Origin of the sequence: Haloglomus halophilum (assembly GCF_024298885.1) — an archaeon.
GTDB lineage: Archaea > Halobacteriota > Halobacteria > Halobacteriales > Haloarculaceae > Haloglomus > Haloglomus halophilum.
On record NZ_CP101166.1, the window covers coordinates 2758108 to 2773181 of the forward strand.

The following is a 15074-nucleotide window of genomic DNA, read 5'->3' on the forward strand; positions in this document are numbered from 1 at the left end:
GGCCGCGGCGCTGTGGCCGCCGGTGCTCAGTCGTCGCCGAGGATGCCGCGCTCGGTCATCTTCATGGGGTCGAGCACCTCGTCGGCCTCCTCCTCCGTGAGGTAGCCCTCCTCCAGGACGACCTCGCGGACGGTCTTGTCCTCGGCGAGGGCGCGCTTGGCGACCTTGCTGGCCTTGTCGTAGCCGATGGCCGGGTTGAGGGCGGTCGCGAGCGCCATCGACTGCTCGACGCGTTCGGCGCAGTACTCCTCGTCGGCCTCGAGCTTGTGGACGAACTTCTCGCCGAACACCTCGGCGGTGTTCGAGAGGAGCTTCGCGGACTGGAGGAAGTTGTGTGCACAGACCGGCTTGTACAGGTTGAGGTCGATCTGGCCCTCCGCGGCGCCCGCGGCGACGGCGGCGTCGTTGCCGACGACCTGCTTGTGGACCTGGTTGACCGATTCGGCGACGACCGGGTTGATCTTTCCGGGCATGATGGAGCTGCCGGGCTGGTTCTCCGGCTGGTCGACCTCGTTGAGCCCGTTGCGCGGCCCCGACGCCAGGAGGCGGAGGTCGTTGGCGATCTTGTTGAGGCTCCCTGCAATCGTGCGGAGCTGGCCGTGCGCCTCGCCCATCGCGTCGTGGGCGGCCTGGGCCTCGAAGTGGTTGTCGGCCTCGCGGAACTCGAGGCCGGTCTCCTCGCTGATGTACTCGGCGGCGCGGGTGGGGAACTCGGGGTGGGTGTTCAGGCCCGTCCCGACCGCGGTGCCGCCCAGCGCGAGTTCGCCGAGGTGGTCACGCGTGCTGTCGGCGCGGCTGATACCCTTCTCGACCTGTGCCCGGTAGCCGCCGAACTCCTGCCCCAGCGTCACCGGCGTCGCGTCCTGCAGGTGCGTGCGGCCCGTCTTGACGATGTCGCTGAACTCCTCCTCCTTCGCGGCGAGCTCCTCGCGCAGCGTCTCCAGCGCCGGGATGAGGTCGCGCTCGACCGCCTCCAGCGAGGCCACGTGCATCGCCGTCGGGATGACGTCGTTGCTGGACTGGCCGTAGTTGACGTGGTCGTTGGGGTGGACCTCGCGGGAGCCGATCTCGCCGCCGATGAGCTCCGTGGCGCGGTTGGCGATGACCTCGTTGGCGTTCATGTTCGAGGAGGTCCCGCTCCCCGTCTGGAACACGTCGACCGGGAAGTGCTCGTCGTGCTCGCCGGCGATGACCTCGTCGGCGGCTCGCACGATGGCCTCGCCCTTCTCCTCGGGGATCAACTCGAGGTCGAGGTTCGCCCGCGCGGCGGACTTCTTGACGATGCCGAGCGCGCGGATGAACCGCCGCCCGAACGTCACGTCCGAGATGGGGAAGTTCTGGAGCGCGCGCTGGGTCTGTGCGCCCCAGTAGGCCTCCGCGGGCACCTGCATCTCGCCGAGACTGTCGCGTTCGGTCCGGTAGTCGCCGTTGTCCTCGCTCATACCTCGGCGGTCACGGGGCGGGGGCTAAATCCCGTCGAAGCCGGCCACGCTGGCCGTCGCCTCCCCCTCGTTCCAGTCCGCCACAGCAAAGCCCACGGCCCGTCAACACCGTTCCATGTACGTCTCCAACGCGGTCACGCCGATGGTCGAGGACCCGCCCGACGAGCCCGTGGCGCTCGTCCTGCGAACCGACGACGACACCGACACCGGGACCGTCGTCGCCGCCGTCGAGGCTATCGGGGGCGCGCACGAGCGTGACCTCGGTTTCGGCGACGTACTCGTCACCGTCCCCGGCGATGCCGTCGGCGCCGTGCTCGATATCGATGGCCTGTCGGCGGTCGAGACCGGCGCGCTCGCCGAGATGACTGACGCCGACGGGGCCGGCGAGGACGTGGAGATGGGGGACGGCGACGGTTCTGACTGAAGGTCGTGACTATATCACGAGAACTGGAACTCCCACGATAATGTGGGGTACACGCTACCTGTATATCGATCAATCGAACGTCTCCGGGGCGTCCTCGAACTCCTCGGGTGTGTACGTCTTGAGCTCCAGAGCGTGGATATCGGTCGTCATGTGTCCCTCGAGCGCGTCGTAGATCATCTGGTGCTGGTTCACGAGCATCTCGTCCTCGAACGCCGGTGAGACGACCAGCGCGGCGAGGTGGTCGTCGTCGTGTTCGCCGCGGGCCCGGCGCACCCGTACGCGGGCGTCGGGGAGTGCCTCCCGGATGAGGTCCTCCACGTCGGCAGGGTTCATGTCCGGTCGTGGGACCGGTGCGGGGATAAATCCCGTCGAGACACGCACGACCCGTGGCCCCGGCGGCGCAGTCCCGCGCGGGCCGTCACTATATAACTCTCCCTACATCAACGGCATCGTACCCATTGTGCGGTAGTCGAACGGTTCCGTATGGAACGACGCACGTTTCTCAGAACGGTGGGTGCGGGTGCGCTCGCCGGCGCTGGTGGCGCCGGCAGTGCGGCGGCGAACGGTGATAGCGAGGCCGAACGGAACCCGACGCCGGTGGACGGCTCCGAAGTGTACGTCCCGAAGGTGAACGAGATACGGTCGCCGCTGTCGGGTGTGCCCGAGGTGGTCGAAGCCGGTGACAGCCTGCGCGTGGAACTCGACGCGAACACGGATATCCCGCTCGGGACGGTCGAGGCCCGTCTGGAGCCGAGTTTCGGTGGGCCCGCGGAGATACAGCTCGACGGCGGCGACGACCCCATCGACGGCGCGACGAGCCGTATCTGGAACTCGGATGCCGAGGTCGAGGGCTCGGAGTCCCACGACGGCGAGGCCCAGTACGAGCAGGTCGACGTTCTCGAGTTCGATATCCCGTCGCTCGACAGCAGCGCCGCGTTCACGCCGGACCTCTACGATCTGGTCGTCACCTGGGACACCGCGCCGACCGCGCCGACCGGGGGCGAGGACCGCCAGCCGCGCGCTGTGAGCGTCCGGCGCGAGATTCCCGAGGAACTGGACGTCGCGGTCATCGCCGACCCGCAGATCGGCGACCCGCGGGCGCTCCAGTCCGGGTTCGACGAGGCCCGGGACGAGCGGTCCCCGGACCCATTCGTCCAGCGGTCGCGGCGCGTCCTCGGCGACCAGCCGGACGAGCGCTGGGCGGCCACCCGCCGGGCTATCGCCGAGGTGAACGCGCTCGACCCGGATATCGTGCTGGTCGCGGGCGACCTCTGTCTGGGCCAGGACGTGCCCGGGAAGTTCTACGCGGAGTTCGAGGACGCCTGGACGATCATGAACCAGGTGCAGGCGCCGACGTTCATGACGCTGGGGAACCACGACGGCTACGTCCAGTCCGGCACCGACGGGAAGGCGCTCTACCGCGAGACGTTCGGGCCGCCCTCGTACAGCGTCGCCATCGGTGACGCCGCACAGGTCGTCGCCGTCGACACGTTCGACTGGTCGTACCTCGACCGGACGGGGGCCAGCGTCGCTGTCTCGACCTACGGCGGGCAGGTCCGGGACGCGCAGCTGGCGTGGCTCGAGTCGGAGCTCACCGACGTGGCAGCGGACCCGTCCCGCCCCGACTCCATCCTCACCGTCGGCCACCACAACCCCTCGTGGGTGCCCGACGCGAAGAACGAGGCGTACGCACAGACCGACGGCCAGCCGGTCGCCGAGCAGGTCGCGCGGGGGAGCCGTATCGCCCAGAGCGGCCAGCGCTGGACCGGCGAGAACGCCTTCGCGCTCCGGCGGCTGTTCGACGAGACCGGCGTGGACGCGTTCTTCTGTGGGCACTCGCACAAGGACCGTGTCGCACGGTCGCTGGCGAACCGGACGGACGGTTCGGCGGTCGACGGTGACGGTGACGATGATCTCTACACCGCGGGCGACCCCGCCGACATCGTCGCCGCGCTCGGTGACCGGTACGTAAGGCAGTCATACAGCAGCACGGGCGGCGCCACGACCGGCCGTGTCGAGAACTACCCCGACCCCACCGTCGAACGCGCCGTTCCCGGGACGGCCGACGCCGAAGGGGTCGTGGCAGACCTCCGGGACACCGATGCGGGTACCCTGTACGTCAACGTCGCCTCCACGATGTCCTCGACGGGCGAGTACTGGGGCTGGCGGCAGTTCGACTACGACACCACGACTGACGGCCTCGACCCCCGCGCGTTCCGGTATCCCGTGAGCCAGGCGTTCCTCGCCGAGCGTACGGTCAATCCCGGCCCCGTCGACGACCCACGGTGGGTCGCCGAACAGGACGAGGTGGGCTTTTTCTCCACGCCCTCGTACCTGCTCGATGTGACCGACGAGGGCAGCGCCAACTCGCCCGACGGCCGGACGGTGACGGTCACGAACGACCAGACACTCACGCGCGAGGGCGCGGTGACGGTCTCGACGACGGCCGCGGCCCCGACCGTCGAGGGCGGCGAGGTCGTCTGGCAGCGCGATGCCGACCCGCGGACGGACCTGAAGGTGGCGTTCGAGGTGCCAGCGGGTGGCGAGACGAGCTTCACTGTTACCGGCGACACGCCGGGGCAGGGCCGCGGACAGGGTCGATAACCTCCCTCAGGTCCAGCGGTCCAGTCCGGTCTGCGTGAGCGCCTCCTCGATGCGCTCGAAGCCGCGCTCGACCTCGTCGGCGGGCACCTCCCACTCGTCCGTGACGTAGGCCTTCGCGGCGGCGATGTCGGGGTCGATGTCGGTGTCGAACTCGACATCGTCGGTCACGTCCGGGTCGAGGAACAGCTGGCGGATAGCGTCCGTATTCTCGACGTAGCAGTCCTCGGCGTCGAAGACCGCCCAGATGTCGCCGTGCTCGTTCAGGAGCTTGACCGCGGTCTTCGGGCCGATGCCCGAGACGCCCTCGTTGAAGTCGGTCCCCATCAGGATGGCCGCGTCGACGAGTTGCTCCCAGGAGAGGTCGTGCGCGGCGAGTGTGGCCTCGAAGTCCATCAGCTCCGGGTCGCCCTTGCTTGTCAACTGCCGGAGGGTCAGCGGCGCGCCCAGCAACAGCGAGTCGTAGTCCTCGGTACCGGCGTAGTCGGCGCTTCCGGTGCGGGCCATGTGTGCCGCCTGTGCCTCGCCCTCGGCGGGTGCCTCGATGACGGGCACGTCCAGCAGTTCGAGCAACTCGCGGGTGGTCCGGCGGATGGTCTCGGTGAGCCGCTGGGTCCGGGATTCCAGCGTGGCGATGGTCGAGGCGTCGGCACCCTCCTCGCGTGCTGTTTCGAGGTCGTCCTCGTACTGTTCGCGCTGCTCGCGGCGTTCGGCCACCTCGTCGGCCTTCAGTTCGGTCGTCCCCCCGTCGAAGACGAAGACGGGCGTCAGGTCGTGTTCGAGGAACTTCGGCAGGCCCTGGACCGTGCCGATGAGGTTGGCCACCTCCTCGCCACCGCTGGTGGTGTACGCGCTCGTGCTGGTGAACTTGACCGTCGTCGTCAGGTAGCGGTAGAGCCAGTTGTGTGCGTCGACGGCGACGACGCTCCCTTCGAGGTCGTCGAACGACACGTCCTCGATGACCGCCAGTTGCCGGAGGTCCGCGTTGCCCATTGGAGTCTCCTTGGGTGGTGCGTGATTTGGTGTTTGCGTCGCGCGCCTCGTGCCCTCTCGGGGGTGCTACCGACGGCGGGACTGTTCCCGAAGCCCTCGCACTCTCTTCCGACCACCACAACGACTGAACCTCCGCCGAAGCCATCGGGTTCTCGCCTTCCGCTGGACCCGCTGCGCTCGGTTCACTTTTCGAAGTCCGCCAGCCCCCCGTGTCCGTCAGCCCCCCGTGTCCGTCAGTCGGGTCGTGTGAGCCTCACGCCTCCCCAGCCGACTGCGGTGCTCGCTCCCTGTGGTCGCTGTGCTCCTCGCCCCTCGCGCGCTAGGCGGCGGCTGGCCTGCGGCACAGCCGCCAGCGCGCGCCCGGCTGACTGACGGTGATGCGATTCTCCACAATCCACGGGCCGGGAGCGCGTGGCCGAGCGGTGCGGGGCGCTCCGCGCCCCCGCGAGCGGCGCCAGCCGTGAGCAGCGAGGCCCGCGCGACCTGGGGAAGGGCCGGGCCGCCGCGCCCGTGTCACAGCCGAATCCTGGCGGACCCGAAGGGCGAGCGGGCTCCGGGTCACCTGACGACGCAAGCACCACAGCGCGAGCGAAGCGAGCGCGAGGAGCGCAGCGAGTCAGGGGCCCGGAGCGCGCGAGGGCTTCGTAGGTAGCTCTGTTGTCTGAACAATAGAGATAAATTCCTCCGCAGGGATTTAAATACGGTATTGGTGATATAAAGTCGGATTTGGTACTTTATCCGTGCCGTTCGAGCAACCCGTCTAGCCGCTCTAGCCCCTCCTCCAGATGCGCCGTCTCGTCGCCGAAGCCCAGCCGGAAGTGGTCGGGCTGGTCGAACGCGTCGCCCGGTGCCAGCACCACGCCGGCCTCCTCGACGACGCGCTCGCAGAACGACTGCCCGCCGAAGAACCCGTCCGGGACCTCGATGAACGCGTTCACGCCGGTCTCGGGGTCCGACCACCCGAGGCCGTGCCGGTCGACGAACGCCTCGACCAGCTCGCGGTTCCGGGCCGCCAGCTCGCGGTTCTCGGCCAGTATCTCGGCCTCCGTCTCCGGCTCCAGCGCCTGCTCGGCCACGCGCTGGGAGACCGCGGGCGGGGAGATGGTGGTGTAGTCCTTCCACTGCGCGGCGGCCTCGACGACCTCGGGCGGCCCGGCGAGCCAGCCGAAACGCAGGCCAGCGAGGCCGTACCCCTTCGAGAGCCCGCAGGTCGAGACGCCGTATGGCCCCAGACTCGCCGCGGGTGGGGGCAGCTCGACCGCTCCGTCCTCGGTCCCGGCGAACGGTCGGTACACCTCGTCGCAGAGGAGGTACGCGCCGGCGTCGGCAGCGTGGTCGTACACCGCCCGGACGGTGTCGGGGCCGTGGACCCGGCCCGTCGGGTTGTTGGGGTTGTTGAGGACGACGAGGGCCGTGTCGGGACGGATGGCCTCGGCGACGGCGTCCGGGTCGAGCCGCCAGTCGTCGGCCGCGTCGAGTTCGACGCGGGTCACCTCGCCGAACGCTTCGGGAAGTGCGTGAAGCGACTGGTACGTGGGGGTGACGACGACGGCGTGCTCGCCCATGAGCGCCGCGAAGGTGACGAAGTTGGCCTCCTGGGTGCCGCAGGTCAGGAGCACCTCGTCAGCAGCGCGGTCGTAGCGGTCACCGATACGTCCCCGGAGGTCGGGGTCGCCGCCGGTCGGGATGACGTAGCCGAAGTCGTCAGGGACGAGGTCGAATCGGGTCGGGTCCAGCGGCCGGATGCCGGACTCGGCGAGCATCAGGTTGTCCGCCTCGTGGGTGGCGAACCAGCGTTCGAGGGCGAACGGTTCGATCTCCATGGTCGGTAATCGCGCCGCCGGGGGAAATAGCTGCTATTCCAGATGTGGGACCTGTCGAACTCGCCGTGCCTACTCCCACCCGTCGCAGGTGAAGTCTCCGATCAGGTCCCACCTATCGACCGGCAACTCGACCCTGCGTTCGACGCCGTCGTGGACGAAGTGCACGTTGAGGTCCTCGTCCTTCGGCCCGCATGGGACGTTGAACTCGACCACGCCGTCGTCGTCCGTCGTGACCGAGTGCGAGGTCGGGTCGCCGCTCTGGTCCACGGTCCGGAGCGTCACGTCATGGTCGTCGAGGGCGCTCCCGTCCTTCGTCAGGCGGACCTTGACATCGTTCAGCCCGCCCTCGACCTCGCCGTCCTCGCCGTTGTTGTCGCCGCCGTCGTCGAAGTCATCGAAGTCGTAGCTGGCGTCGTATCCGGTCCGCTTGTAGGTGAACCCCGTCGCGCGTCCCCGGACCTCGTTCACGATGACCTCGGACCCCGGTTCGAACGCGTCGAGCTGGTCCATGGTACTGGTACTATCAACGAAGTTGCGGTGGTCGAACACGTCGACCCCGTGGTCGTCGTCGTCCATGAGTTCCTTGACCGCCCAGCCCTCAAGGGCGCCCTCGACGTTGTTCCCGACGACGTTCTGCTGGTTGACCTGCACGTACCCGTTCTCGACTTCCGAGGTTCCGGCCCCCTCGAACAGGTTGACCTTCGCCCGATAGGAGTCCCCGTCCGGTTCGGTTATCCGGAGGTCCAGATACACGGTGTTCCCGCCACCACAGGTCAGCTCGAAGAGGTTGAGACTGAGGAGACACGAGTCCGTCGTGACGGCGTGACCGCGCTCCAGCGCCAGTCCGTCGAACTTCCCGTCGGTCTCGATGAGCTGATTGTTCTGGTCGATGAGCATCCCGTCGCCAGCGGTCTGGTCCTCCCGGACGATGTCGATGCTTCCACTCTGGTAGGTCTCCAGATTGGCGTCGGCGATTCCCGTGAGCTTCGCCTTGATCTTGCCGGGGTTCCCCCCTCCGCGCGAGTAGAATACCCGTACGGCTCCGTCGCCGTCCGTCGTCGCCGTCATCGGATTCCCCTTGCTGGCCGACTGTCCACCCAGCCGACCGCTTCGGGTGGTCCATAGTTCGAGCTCGGCCCCTTCGACGGGGTTGCCGTACGTATCGTGGAGGGTGAACGTCGCCGGCTTCGAGCCCCCTCTCGGAATCTGCAGCGTCTCCGGCGAGACGGTGAGGTACTCCGGCGTGACGCTCGCTGGCTGCCCGAGCGTCACTCGCGACACCCGGAAGTCGTACTGCTGGCCGTCCTTCAGGGTCAGCTTCACGTAGTCACCGTTCCCGGCCGGGGCAGGCACGTCGCTGTTCCCGCTGTCCTTCACCTCGGCGCTCACCAGTTCGTCCTGCGCGTCGGCGATGTCGGTCCACTCGTCCTGGTTCAGCTGCGTCGGGAGCCAGATGTGCGGGTCCTCCTTGCTGCCGTCGCCGTCGATGTCCGTCCGCTGAGCGGTGATCGTGAGGCTGCGGCTCGTGGTACTCACCGGGCTGAACTCGACGCTCTCCCGGTGGGCGGTCCGGTCGTAGGCACCGCCGAGCAGGGTCAGCGAGATCCGGTTCCCGTTGACCGGCGCCACACTCAGGTTCCGGGTGTTCCCGTTGGCGTACTTCTTGACGAGCATCCCCGCCTCCAGGGCGTACTCGTCGCCCGTGATGCGGTTGTACGAGATGGAGTAGTTGAGATGCCGGGTCGCGTACTGTACCGACCGGCCGTCCCAGAACCGTTCGTCGGTACTGTAGAGCCCCCGGACATAGACGGGGTGTTCGTCACTCGTGGCGAGACGTCCGGCGGGCTCCGGCGGGTTGACCGCCACCGCCCGGCCGGGGTAGGAGGGACTGAGCTGCAGTGTCGCGGATGCGGCGCTCTCGGCCGTGCTCGCCTCCTGCATCGCCGTGCGGAGCTCGCCCATCTCACCGGCCATCGCACCGTTGTGCTTGAACTCCACCTCCTGGTTCTGGTGGGGGACCACATCCGCCTGGTACAGCGCGAACGTGGTCATCGTGACCGCGAACATCAGGGCGAAGCCGAGGACCTGCGTCGAGGCCCGGTTCTCGAACAACGTCCACGTCGCTCGGCGCTCGTGGTCCCGACGGCTGGATGGAGGGTCCCGCATGCGTGTGCCTCTCCTCATCAGTCGATGTTACGGGGATAAATATCGACCGTGCGTTCAACAGCTCGGAATCTCGTCCGAAGATTTATATGAACTCACTCGTCCCGCCGCTTTCGCATCTCCTGGCGGGTGAACTGCGGCTTCGCGCTGATGCCGCTCGGCTCGCGGAACGAGCGGTACAGTAGCGCGAGGACGAGCGCCGCACCGACGCCCGGTGCGATCGCGTCGACTGGCGTCGCGAAGGCGTAGAGGATGGCCGTCGAGAGGACGGTCCCCGTCAGCAACAGTCCCAGCACCAGCCGCCGGGCCAGTGTGTCGAAGACGGCCTCCTCGTCGTCGATGGTGGCCTCGACCTCGAGGTCGCCGCGGTTGATGCGGTCGAGCGCGTCCTCCAGTTTCGGCGGGGTACGGACGGCCGACCGGGCCGCATCGTTGAGCTCCTCGGTACGCTCCTCGACGAACTCCCGGATGCTGGCCTCGACGTACCCCTCCTGTCGGAGGTAGTCGGTGGCGACGTCGATGAAGTCGAAGTCCGGGTCCAGCGTCACGCAGACCCCCTCCACGACGGTCGCCACGCGCAGGACGAGCGCTAGGTTCGGCGGGAGTCGGAGCGGGAACTCGTAGATGGTGTCCTCGACCTGCTCGACGATCTGCTGGACGCGGTACTGCTCGATGTCCTCGCCGCGCGCGTCAGCGATGGCCAGTTCCATGACGTCCGCCATCACCTCGCGGTCGGCCTCGGGCGAGAGCGTCCCGAGTTCGATGAGCGTATCGAGGATGGCGTCGATGTCCTGGTCCGCGACGGCGATGTAGAAGTCGACGATCTTGTCCTGGACGAAGGCGTCGACGCGGCCGGACATCCCGAAGTCGTAGAAGACGAGCCGGCCGTCGTCCTGCACGGCGAGGTTCCCCGGGTGCGGGTCGGCGTGGAAGGTGCCGTCGGTGACGAGCATCTTCAGGTAGGCGCGCTGGAGCGTCTCGGCCAGTTCCGTCCGGTCGAAGCCGCGCTCGTCGAGCCCCTCCACGTCGGAGATCTTCGTCCCGGGGACGTACTCCATCGTCAGCACGCGGCCCGTCGAGCGCTCGCCATCCACCGCGGGGATACGGACCGCCGATTCCTCCCGGAAGTTCTCGCGGATTTCCTCCAGCATCCCGCGCTCGCGCTCGTAATCCATCTCCTCGCGGATGGTCTTCGAGAACTCGTCGGCGAGCGTCTGCATCGAGAACGACCGGGCCTGGTCGATGAACCGCATCAGGATGGGCAGCGAGAACTGGATGATGTGGAGGTCGGCCTCGACCAGCGACTCGATGCCCGGCCGCCGGACCTTCACCGCGACCTCGCGGCGGTCGTCCGGGCTCCCCTCGACCGGCTCCGGAATCGTCGCCGTGTACACCTGCCCGAGCGACGCGCCGCTGATGGGGTCGGTGTCGAACGACTCGAACGCCTCCTCGACGGGCCCGAGGCCCTCCTCGAGGACCGGTTTGACGGCCTCCCAGTCGGCCGGTGGAACCCGGTCCTGGAGCTGTTCGAACTCGTCGATGTACTCCGGTGGGAGGATGTCCGGCCGGGTGGAGAGAATCTGCCCGAGTTTGATGAACGTCGGCCCGAGCGTCAGCAGCGAGTCCAGCAGCTTGCGGGCCCGGCGGCGACGCGTCTCGGCGTCGACACGCCGGGCTCGGCCGAACAGGAGGAACCGCCGACGGTCCCGTGCGTACGCCAACAGGAGTGGTAGAAACTGGTAGACGACGACTGGGAACCGGCGGTATGCGCGGAGGTTCACCACGCGCTCAGGCGTCCTCGACGGGCACCCGTGTCTCGCCTGCCGCCCCCCGCTTGGGGAGCGTCACCGTCAGGACCCCCCGGCTCACGCTCGCGGTGGCCCCATCGCCCGTCGCGTTCGGCGGGAGCGGCAGCTCGGCGTCGAGGAACAGCGACCGGTCCTCCGTGACGTACGAGAACTCCGACGGCACGTCCTTCGCGCGCCGGGCCTCGATGCGGAGGCGCCCGCCGTCGATGGACACGTCGACCGTGTCCGCCGTCGCGCCCGGCAGGTCCATCACGACGCGGTGGGCGTCGTCGCTCTCCAGCAGGTCCGCGAACACCGTCTCCGGGAGTTCGCGCAGGGCCTCGCGAAACGCGTTCATGCCACGGCGTACGGCTCCGAGGGCGAAAAAGGCCCCGGAGGCGGAACCCCACGCCTCCGCGACGGCGACCCGGTCCGCCACGACCACGGCTCGGGCCACCCCGGCCACGGTTCCCGACCGCTTCCAGATAGCTGCCGATTCCGGAGGTTAGAGTGTGTCTAAGGCCCGCAAATGGCCACAAGGTACTTACAAAACCAGCAGTAACTGCCGGTTGAACACAGATGAGCACCTACACCGCGGCGGGTGACCGGATGGCGGCCGACGGCCGGGCGGTGGTGCTGGTGCGGAACGGGACGACCGAACCCCGGACGGCGACCGTCGTCATCGACGGCGCCGAATCGGCCACCCGAAACGCCGACCTCTCCCCCGGCGAGGTCGGCGTCGTCGCGGCCCCCGCTGCCGGACAGGTCACCGCCGCGGTCCACACGGACGAGGCCTCCGCCTCCCTCTCGTTCGACCCGGAGACGGCGTCGGGCCCGCCGCTGTTCGCCCTCCGCCCGGGTCGGGTCCTCGTCTCGCCGGAGTGACACGACTCCGGCCCGCGTCATCCTGGCGCCGTCCACTATATAGCCCCAATACCTCGTTTCTGCCACCCATTATGGAGATTGTACTAATAAATTAGCATTTGGGGATTTATCTCGGCCACAAATGGGGAACTGGCAGTGTCGAGCTACTCACCCGTCCTCTGGAATCTGCCGAGCCCGTACTCCAAAGTGAACATGACAAGCGCCATGCTGGACGCCTGAACGAGATATAATTCCTCATCCAGCAACAGACCGACTATGAAAACGCCGAGAGCCGCACACGCGCCTAACAGCGCCGCATACCGCACTCGAGATAGGTCTTTGGCCCATCGGTCGACTCGATCGAAAAGCCGTCTCACAGAAGCCACGGTCTAATCGAATGTCTCTGCTCGGGAAGTAGACTTCGACAGTCTCCCGCTGGCATCTCTCGGCACCCGACTCAGCCTCCGTGTCGGTCACGCCGATACCGTCAGAGACTGTCCCTCTCGATGACGCCGAGATCGAGAGAGGCGATTACTCCCCGAGCGTCACGGCCTCGTGGGCGGCGTTACGGAGCGCGTCCGACCGGCCGTGTGTTCCGGGGGCGATGGCCAGCGTCCGGCAGCCACGACGGGCCGCCAGTTCGAGAACGGGTTTGAAATCCGTATCGCGGGAGGCCACGGCCAGGACATCGCAATCACCGTCCGTGACCGCTGTGGCAGCGTCGACGGCCATCTTCACATCCACGTCGCCGCTCGTGATGACGACCTCGTAGCCCCGTGCCTCGGCGGCCTGGATGAGCCCCGAGGAGGCCTGTTCGTCGAGGTAGACGCGGGTGATGACGGGTCGCCCCATCGCGGCGGCGGCCGCTCGTACCTCGTCGAGGTCGGTGTCGAACTCGCTGCGGAGGACGTTCGGGCCGTCGACGAACAGCGCGACGCGGTCGGTGCCGCCGCCGAACAGCCCGTCGAGGAGTCCCATCGCCGTCGGATGCGGGACGGGCGGGCATAGCGCTGGCGGTCCCTCCACGGGACGGCTCGCTGCTCGCCGTGCCCATGGAACCGTCACCTTCGGTCACGCTTAACAGGCCACGGCGAGCAGCGCCGCCAATGGCAGCCGCGCCCCCGTCAGCGCCGCTCGTCGCCGCCCCCGAGTTCCTGGTGCTCGTCCAGGAGAGCGGCGGTGCCGTCATCGAGGAGACGCTCATCCAGTTGCTCCCGGTGTTCATCATCGCCGCCGGGGTCGGCATCTTCGTCGCGAAGGTCGGCCGGTTCCCCTACACCATCGCCCTGCTGCTGACGGGGTTCGGGCTGTCGATCCTCGCCACCACGACCGGGCAGTTCGGCCGGCTCATCGACATCCGGCTCTCGGACGAACTCATCTTCCTCGTCCTGCTGCCGCCGCTCCTGTTCGAGGGCGCCGCGACGACCGACCTCGAACGCCTCCGGCGCAACATCGTCCCCGTCATCGTGCTGGCCGTCGTCGGCCTCGCCATCGCCGTCGTCCTGCTTGGGGTGGCCGGGATGTACGTCTTCGGCGCGTTCGCACCCGGGTTCACCCTGCTGCTCGCGCTGCTGTTCGCGTCGATGGCGCTCCCGACCGACCCGGTGAGCGTGCTGGCGCTGTTCGAGGAGCTGGGCGCCCCCGAGCGCCTCTCCGTCCTCGTCGAGGGGGAGAGCCTCATCAACGACGGCGTCGGCGTCGTCCTGTTCTCGACGTTCCTCGTCCTCGTCGAGGAGGGTGCGGCCACGAGCCGACTGTTCGACCCCGTCGAACTGGCACGCATCGGACTGGACGTGGCCGTCGTCTCGCTGGGCGGCCTGCTGGTCGGCTTCGCGGCGGGGTACGCCGTCTACAGCGTGATGCGCGAACTCGACGAGCACATGACCGAGATCGTGCTCACGTTCGTTCTCGCGTACGGGTCGTTCGTGCTGGCCGAGCACTACCTCCACGTCTCCGGCGTCATCGCCACGGTCGTCGCGGGCCTGTTCATCGGGAACCGCGGCGCCGACTACGCGATGAGCCCACAGACGAAGGTCAGCATCTTCAACTCGCTGGAGACGGCGGCGTTCCTCGTCAACACGTTCATCTTCATCATGATCGGCGTGACGACACCCGTCCATACGCTCGCGACCCACGGCCGACTCATCCTGCTGGCCATCCCGCTCGTCCTCCTCGTCCGCGCGGCCACCGTCTACCCCCTCACGACGCTCACCAACCAGTTCGTCGAGCCGAAGGTCTCGACGGCCTACAAGCACGTCCTCGTCTGGGGTGGACTCCACGGCTCCATCCCCATCGCGCTGGTGCTGGGCCTCCCGCGCGAACTCGCCTCCGGCGCGCCGTTCCCGTTGCGCGAGGAACTGCGCGCGATGGTGTTCGGCGTCGCCGCGTTCTCGCTGGTCGTCCAGGGGCTGACGATGTCGAACCTGCTCGACCGGCTCGGCGTCGTCACCCGCACCGAGGCCACCGAACTGTACGAACTCCTCATCGGGCGCGCCCGCGCGGTGGACGAGGCGCTGGAGGCCGCAGAGCGGCTCCACGCCGCCGGCGAGATTCCCGATGGCGTGTACGAGGACTTCTCCACCGAGTACGAGCGCGAGAAGTCGGCCCTGAACCGGGCCATCTCGGAGTTGCTGAGCGAGCAACCGGAACTCGCGCGCGAACAGTTGCTCGCAAGCGAGCGGCAGGTGCTCCAGCGCGAGAAGTCCGCCATCATGGACGCCATGCGCAGAGGCGTCATCAGCGATGACGTGGGCGAGCAGCTGCTGGAGGAACTCGACCTGAAACTCGACCGCGTCCGCGACGGCGAGAGCACCGTCGCCGGCTCCGAGGAGGGGTACACGGAGTTCTGGCGCCGGCGCGCCGAGGAGTACGGCCTCGAGGCCGAACTGGCGGCCGCGGAGGCCGACGACGAGGCCCTCGAGCCGGGGCACGGCGCCGAGGCCGACGAGGAGACCAAGGAGCCAGATGAGTGAGTCCG

12 protein-coding genes are annotated in these 15074 nt (G+C 68.1%); 4 read left to right on the forward strand and 8 right to left on the reverse strand.

The window, feature by feature from the left end; all coding sequences use genetic code 11:
- Positions 1-26: 26 nt before the first annotated feature.
- Positions 27-1442 carry a class II fumarate hydratase gene (locus tag NL114_RS13290; RefSeq protein ID WP_254821403.1) on the reverse strand — a complete coding sequence of 472 codons (1416 nt, stop codon included), beginning with the start codon at positions 1440-1442 and terminating at the stop codon, positions 27-29.
- Between the two features lie 115 nt (positions 1443-1557).
- Here NL114_RS13290 and NL114_RS13295 point away from each other — a divergent pair, with 115 nt between their 5' ends.
- On the forward strand, positions 1558-1866 hold the full coding sequence (locus NL114_RS13295) for a hypothetical protein (RefSeq protein ID WP_254821404.1): 309 nt from the start codon (positions 1558-1560) through the stop codon (positions 1864-1866).
- Between the two features lie 69 nt (positions 1867-1935).
- Here NL114_RS13295 and NL114_RS13300 read toward each other — a convergent pair whose 3' ends face one another.
- A complete protein-coding gene (locus NL114_RS13300) occupies positions 1936-2199 on the reverse strand; it encodes a BolA/IbaG family iron-sulfur metabolism protein (RefSeq protein ID WP_254821405.1) in 264 nt (87 codons plus the stop codon).
- Positions 2200-2349: 150 nt separating this feature from the next.
- Here NL114_RS13300 and NL114_RS13305 point away from each other — a divergent pair, with 150 nt between their 5' ends.
- On the forward strand, positions 2350-4470 hold the full coding sequence (locus NL114_RS13305) for a metallophosphoesterase family protein (RefSeq protein ID WP_254821406.1): 2121 nt from the start codon (positions 2350-2352) through the stop codon (positions 4468-4470).
- Between the two features lie 6 nt (positions 4471-4476).
- On the opposite strand, the gene fen is transcribed toward NL114_RS13305, so the two are convergent.
- From fen to NL114_RS13330, 5 genes are all read right to left on the reverse strand, one after another.
- Complete coding sequence (fen, locus tag NL114_RS13310; RefSeq protein WP_254821407.1) at positions 4477-5460, reverse strand: flap endonuclease-1; 984 nt, start codon at positions 5458-5460, stop codon at positions 4477-4479.
- 734 nt (positions 5461-6194) lie between these two features.
- Positions 6195-7283: an aminotransferase class I/II-fold pyridoxal phosphate-dependent enzyme gene (locus NL114_RS13315; protein WP_254821408.1), complete on the reverse strand. Its 1089-nt coding sequence runs from the start codon at positions 7281-7283 to the stop codon at positions 6195-6197.
- A gap of 69 nt (positions 7284-7352) precedes the next feature.
- Positions 7353-9449, reverse strand: coding sequence for a hypothetical protein (locus NL114_RS13320; RefSeq protein ID WP_254821409.1), 2097 nt, complete (start codon positions 9447-9449; stop codon positions 7353-7355).
- 92 nt (positions 9450-9541) lie between these two features.
- Complete coding sequence (locus NL114_RS13325; protein WP_254821410.1) at positions 9542-11227, reverse strand: ABC1 kinase family protein; 1686 nt, start codon at positions 11225-11227, stop codon at positions 9542-9544.
- Positions 11228-11234: 7 nt separating this feature from the next.
- A complete protein-coding gene (locus NL114_RS13330; RefSeq protein WP_254821411.1) occupies positions 11235-11591 on the reverse strand; it encodes an Hsp20/alpha crystallin family protein in 357 nt (118 codons plus the stop codon).
- Between the two features lie 221 nt (positions 11592-11812).
- Here NL114_RS13330 and NL114_RS13335 point away from each other — a divergent pair, with 221 nt between their 5' ends.
- Complete coding sequence (locus NL114_RS13335) at positions 11813-12118, forward strand: hypothetical protein (RefSeq protein ID WP_254821412.1); 306 nt, start codon at positions 11813-11815, stop codon at positions 12116-12118.
- 510 nt (positions 12119-12628) lie between these two features.
- Here NL114_RS13335 and NL114_RS13340 read toward each other — a convergent pair.
- Positions 12629-13075 carry an NYN domain-containing protein gene (locus NL114_RS13340; protein ID WP_254821413.1) on the reverse strand — a complete coding sequence of 149 codons (447 nt, stop codon included), beginning with the start codon at positions 13073-13075 and terminating at the stop codon, positions 12629-12631.
- A 128-nt stretch (positions 13076-13203) separates the two neighbouring features.
- Between NL114_RS13340 and NL114_RS13345 the strand changes: the two genes are divergently transcribed.
- A complete protein-coding gene (locus NL114_RS13345) occupies positions 13204-15069 on the forward strand; it encodes a Na+/H+ antiporter (RefSeq protein WP_254821414.1) in 1866 nt (621 codons plus the stop codon).
- Positions 15070-15074 lie beyond the last annotated feature (5 nt).

Bases quoted from the DNA above. Each gene is read 5' to 3' on its own strand.
- NL114_RS13290 (WP_254821403.1), bottom strand. From the start codon at position 1,442: ATGAGCGAGGACAACGGCGACTACCGGACCGAACGCGACAGTCTCGGC.
- NL114_RS13295 (WP_254821404.1), top strand. From the start codon at position 1,558: ATGTACGTCTCCAACGCGGTCACGCCGATGGTCGAGGACCCGCCCGAC.
- NL114_RS13300 (WP_254821405.1), bottom strand. From the start codon at position 2,199: ATGAACCCTGCCGACGTGGAGGACCTCATCCGGGAGGCACTCCCCGAC.
- NL114_RS13305 (WP_254821406.1), top strand. From the start codon at position 2,350: ATGGAACGACGCACGTTTCTCAGAACGGTGGGTGCGGGTGCGCTCGCC.
- fen (WP_254821407.1), bottom strand. From the start codon at position 5,460: ATGGGCAACGCGGACCTCCGGCAACTGGCGGTCATCGAGGACGTGTCG.
- NL114_RS13315 (WP_254821408.1), bottom strand. From the start codon at position 7,283: ATGGAGATCGAACCGTTCGCCCTCGAACGCTGGTTCGCCACCCACGAG.
- NL114_RS13320 (WP_254821409.1), bottom strand. From the start codon at position 9,449: ATGCGGGACCCTCCATCCAGCCGTCGGGACCACGAGCGCCGAGCGACG.
- NL114_RS13330 (WP_254821411.1), bottom strand. From the start codon at position 11,591: ATGAACGCGTTTCGCGAGGCCCTGCGCGAACTCCCGGAGACGGTGTTC.
- NL114_RS13335 (WP_254821412.1), top strand. From the start codon at position 11,813: ATGAGCACCTACACCGCGGCGGGTGACCGGATGGCGGCCGACGGCCGG.
- NL114_RS13340 (WP_254821413.1), bottom strand. From the start codon at position 13,075: ATGGGACTCCTCGACGGGCTGTTCGGCGGCGGCACCGACCGCGTCGCG.
- NL114_RS13345 (WP_254821414.1), top strand. From the start codon at position 13,204: ATGGCAGCCGCGCCCCCGTCAGCGCCGCTCGTCGCCGCCCCCGAGTTC.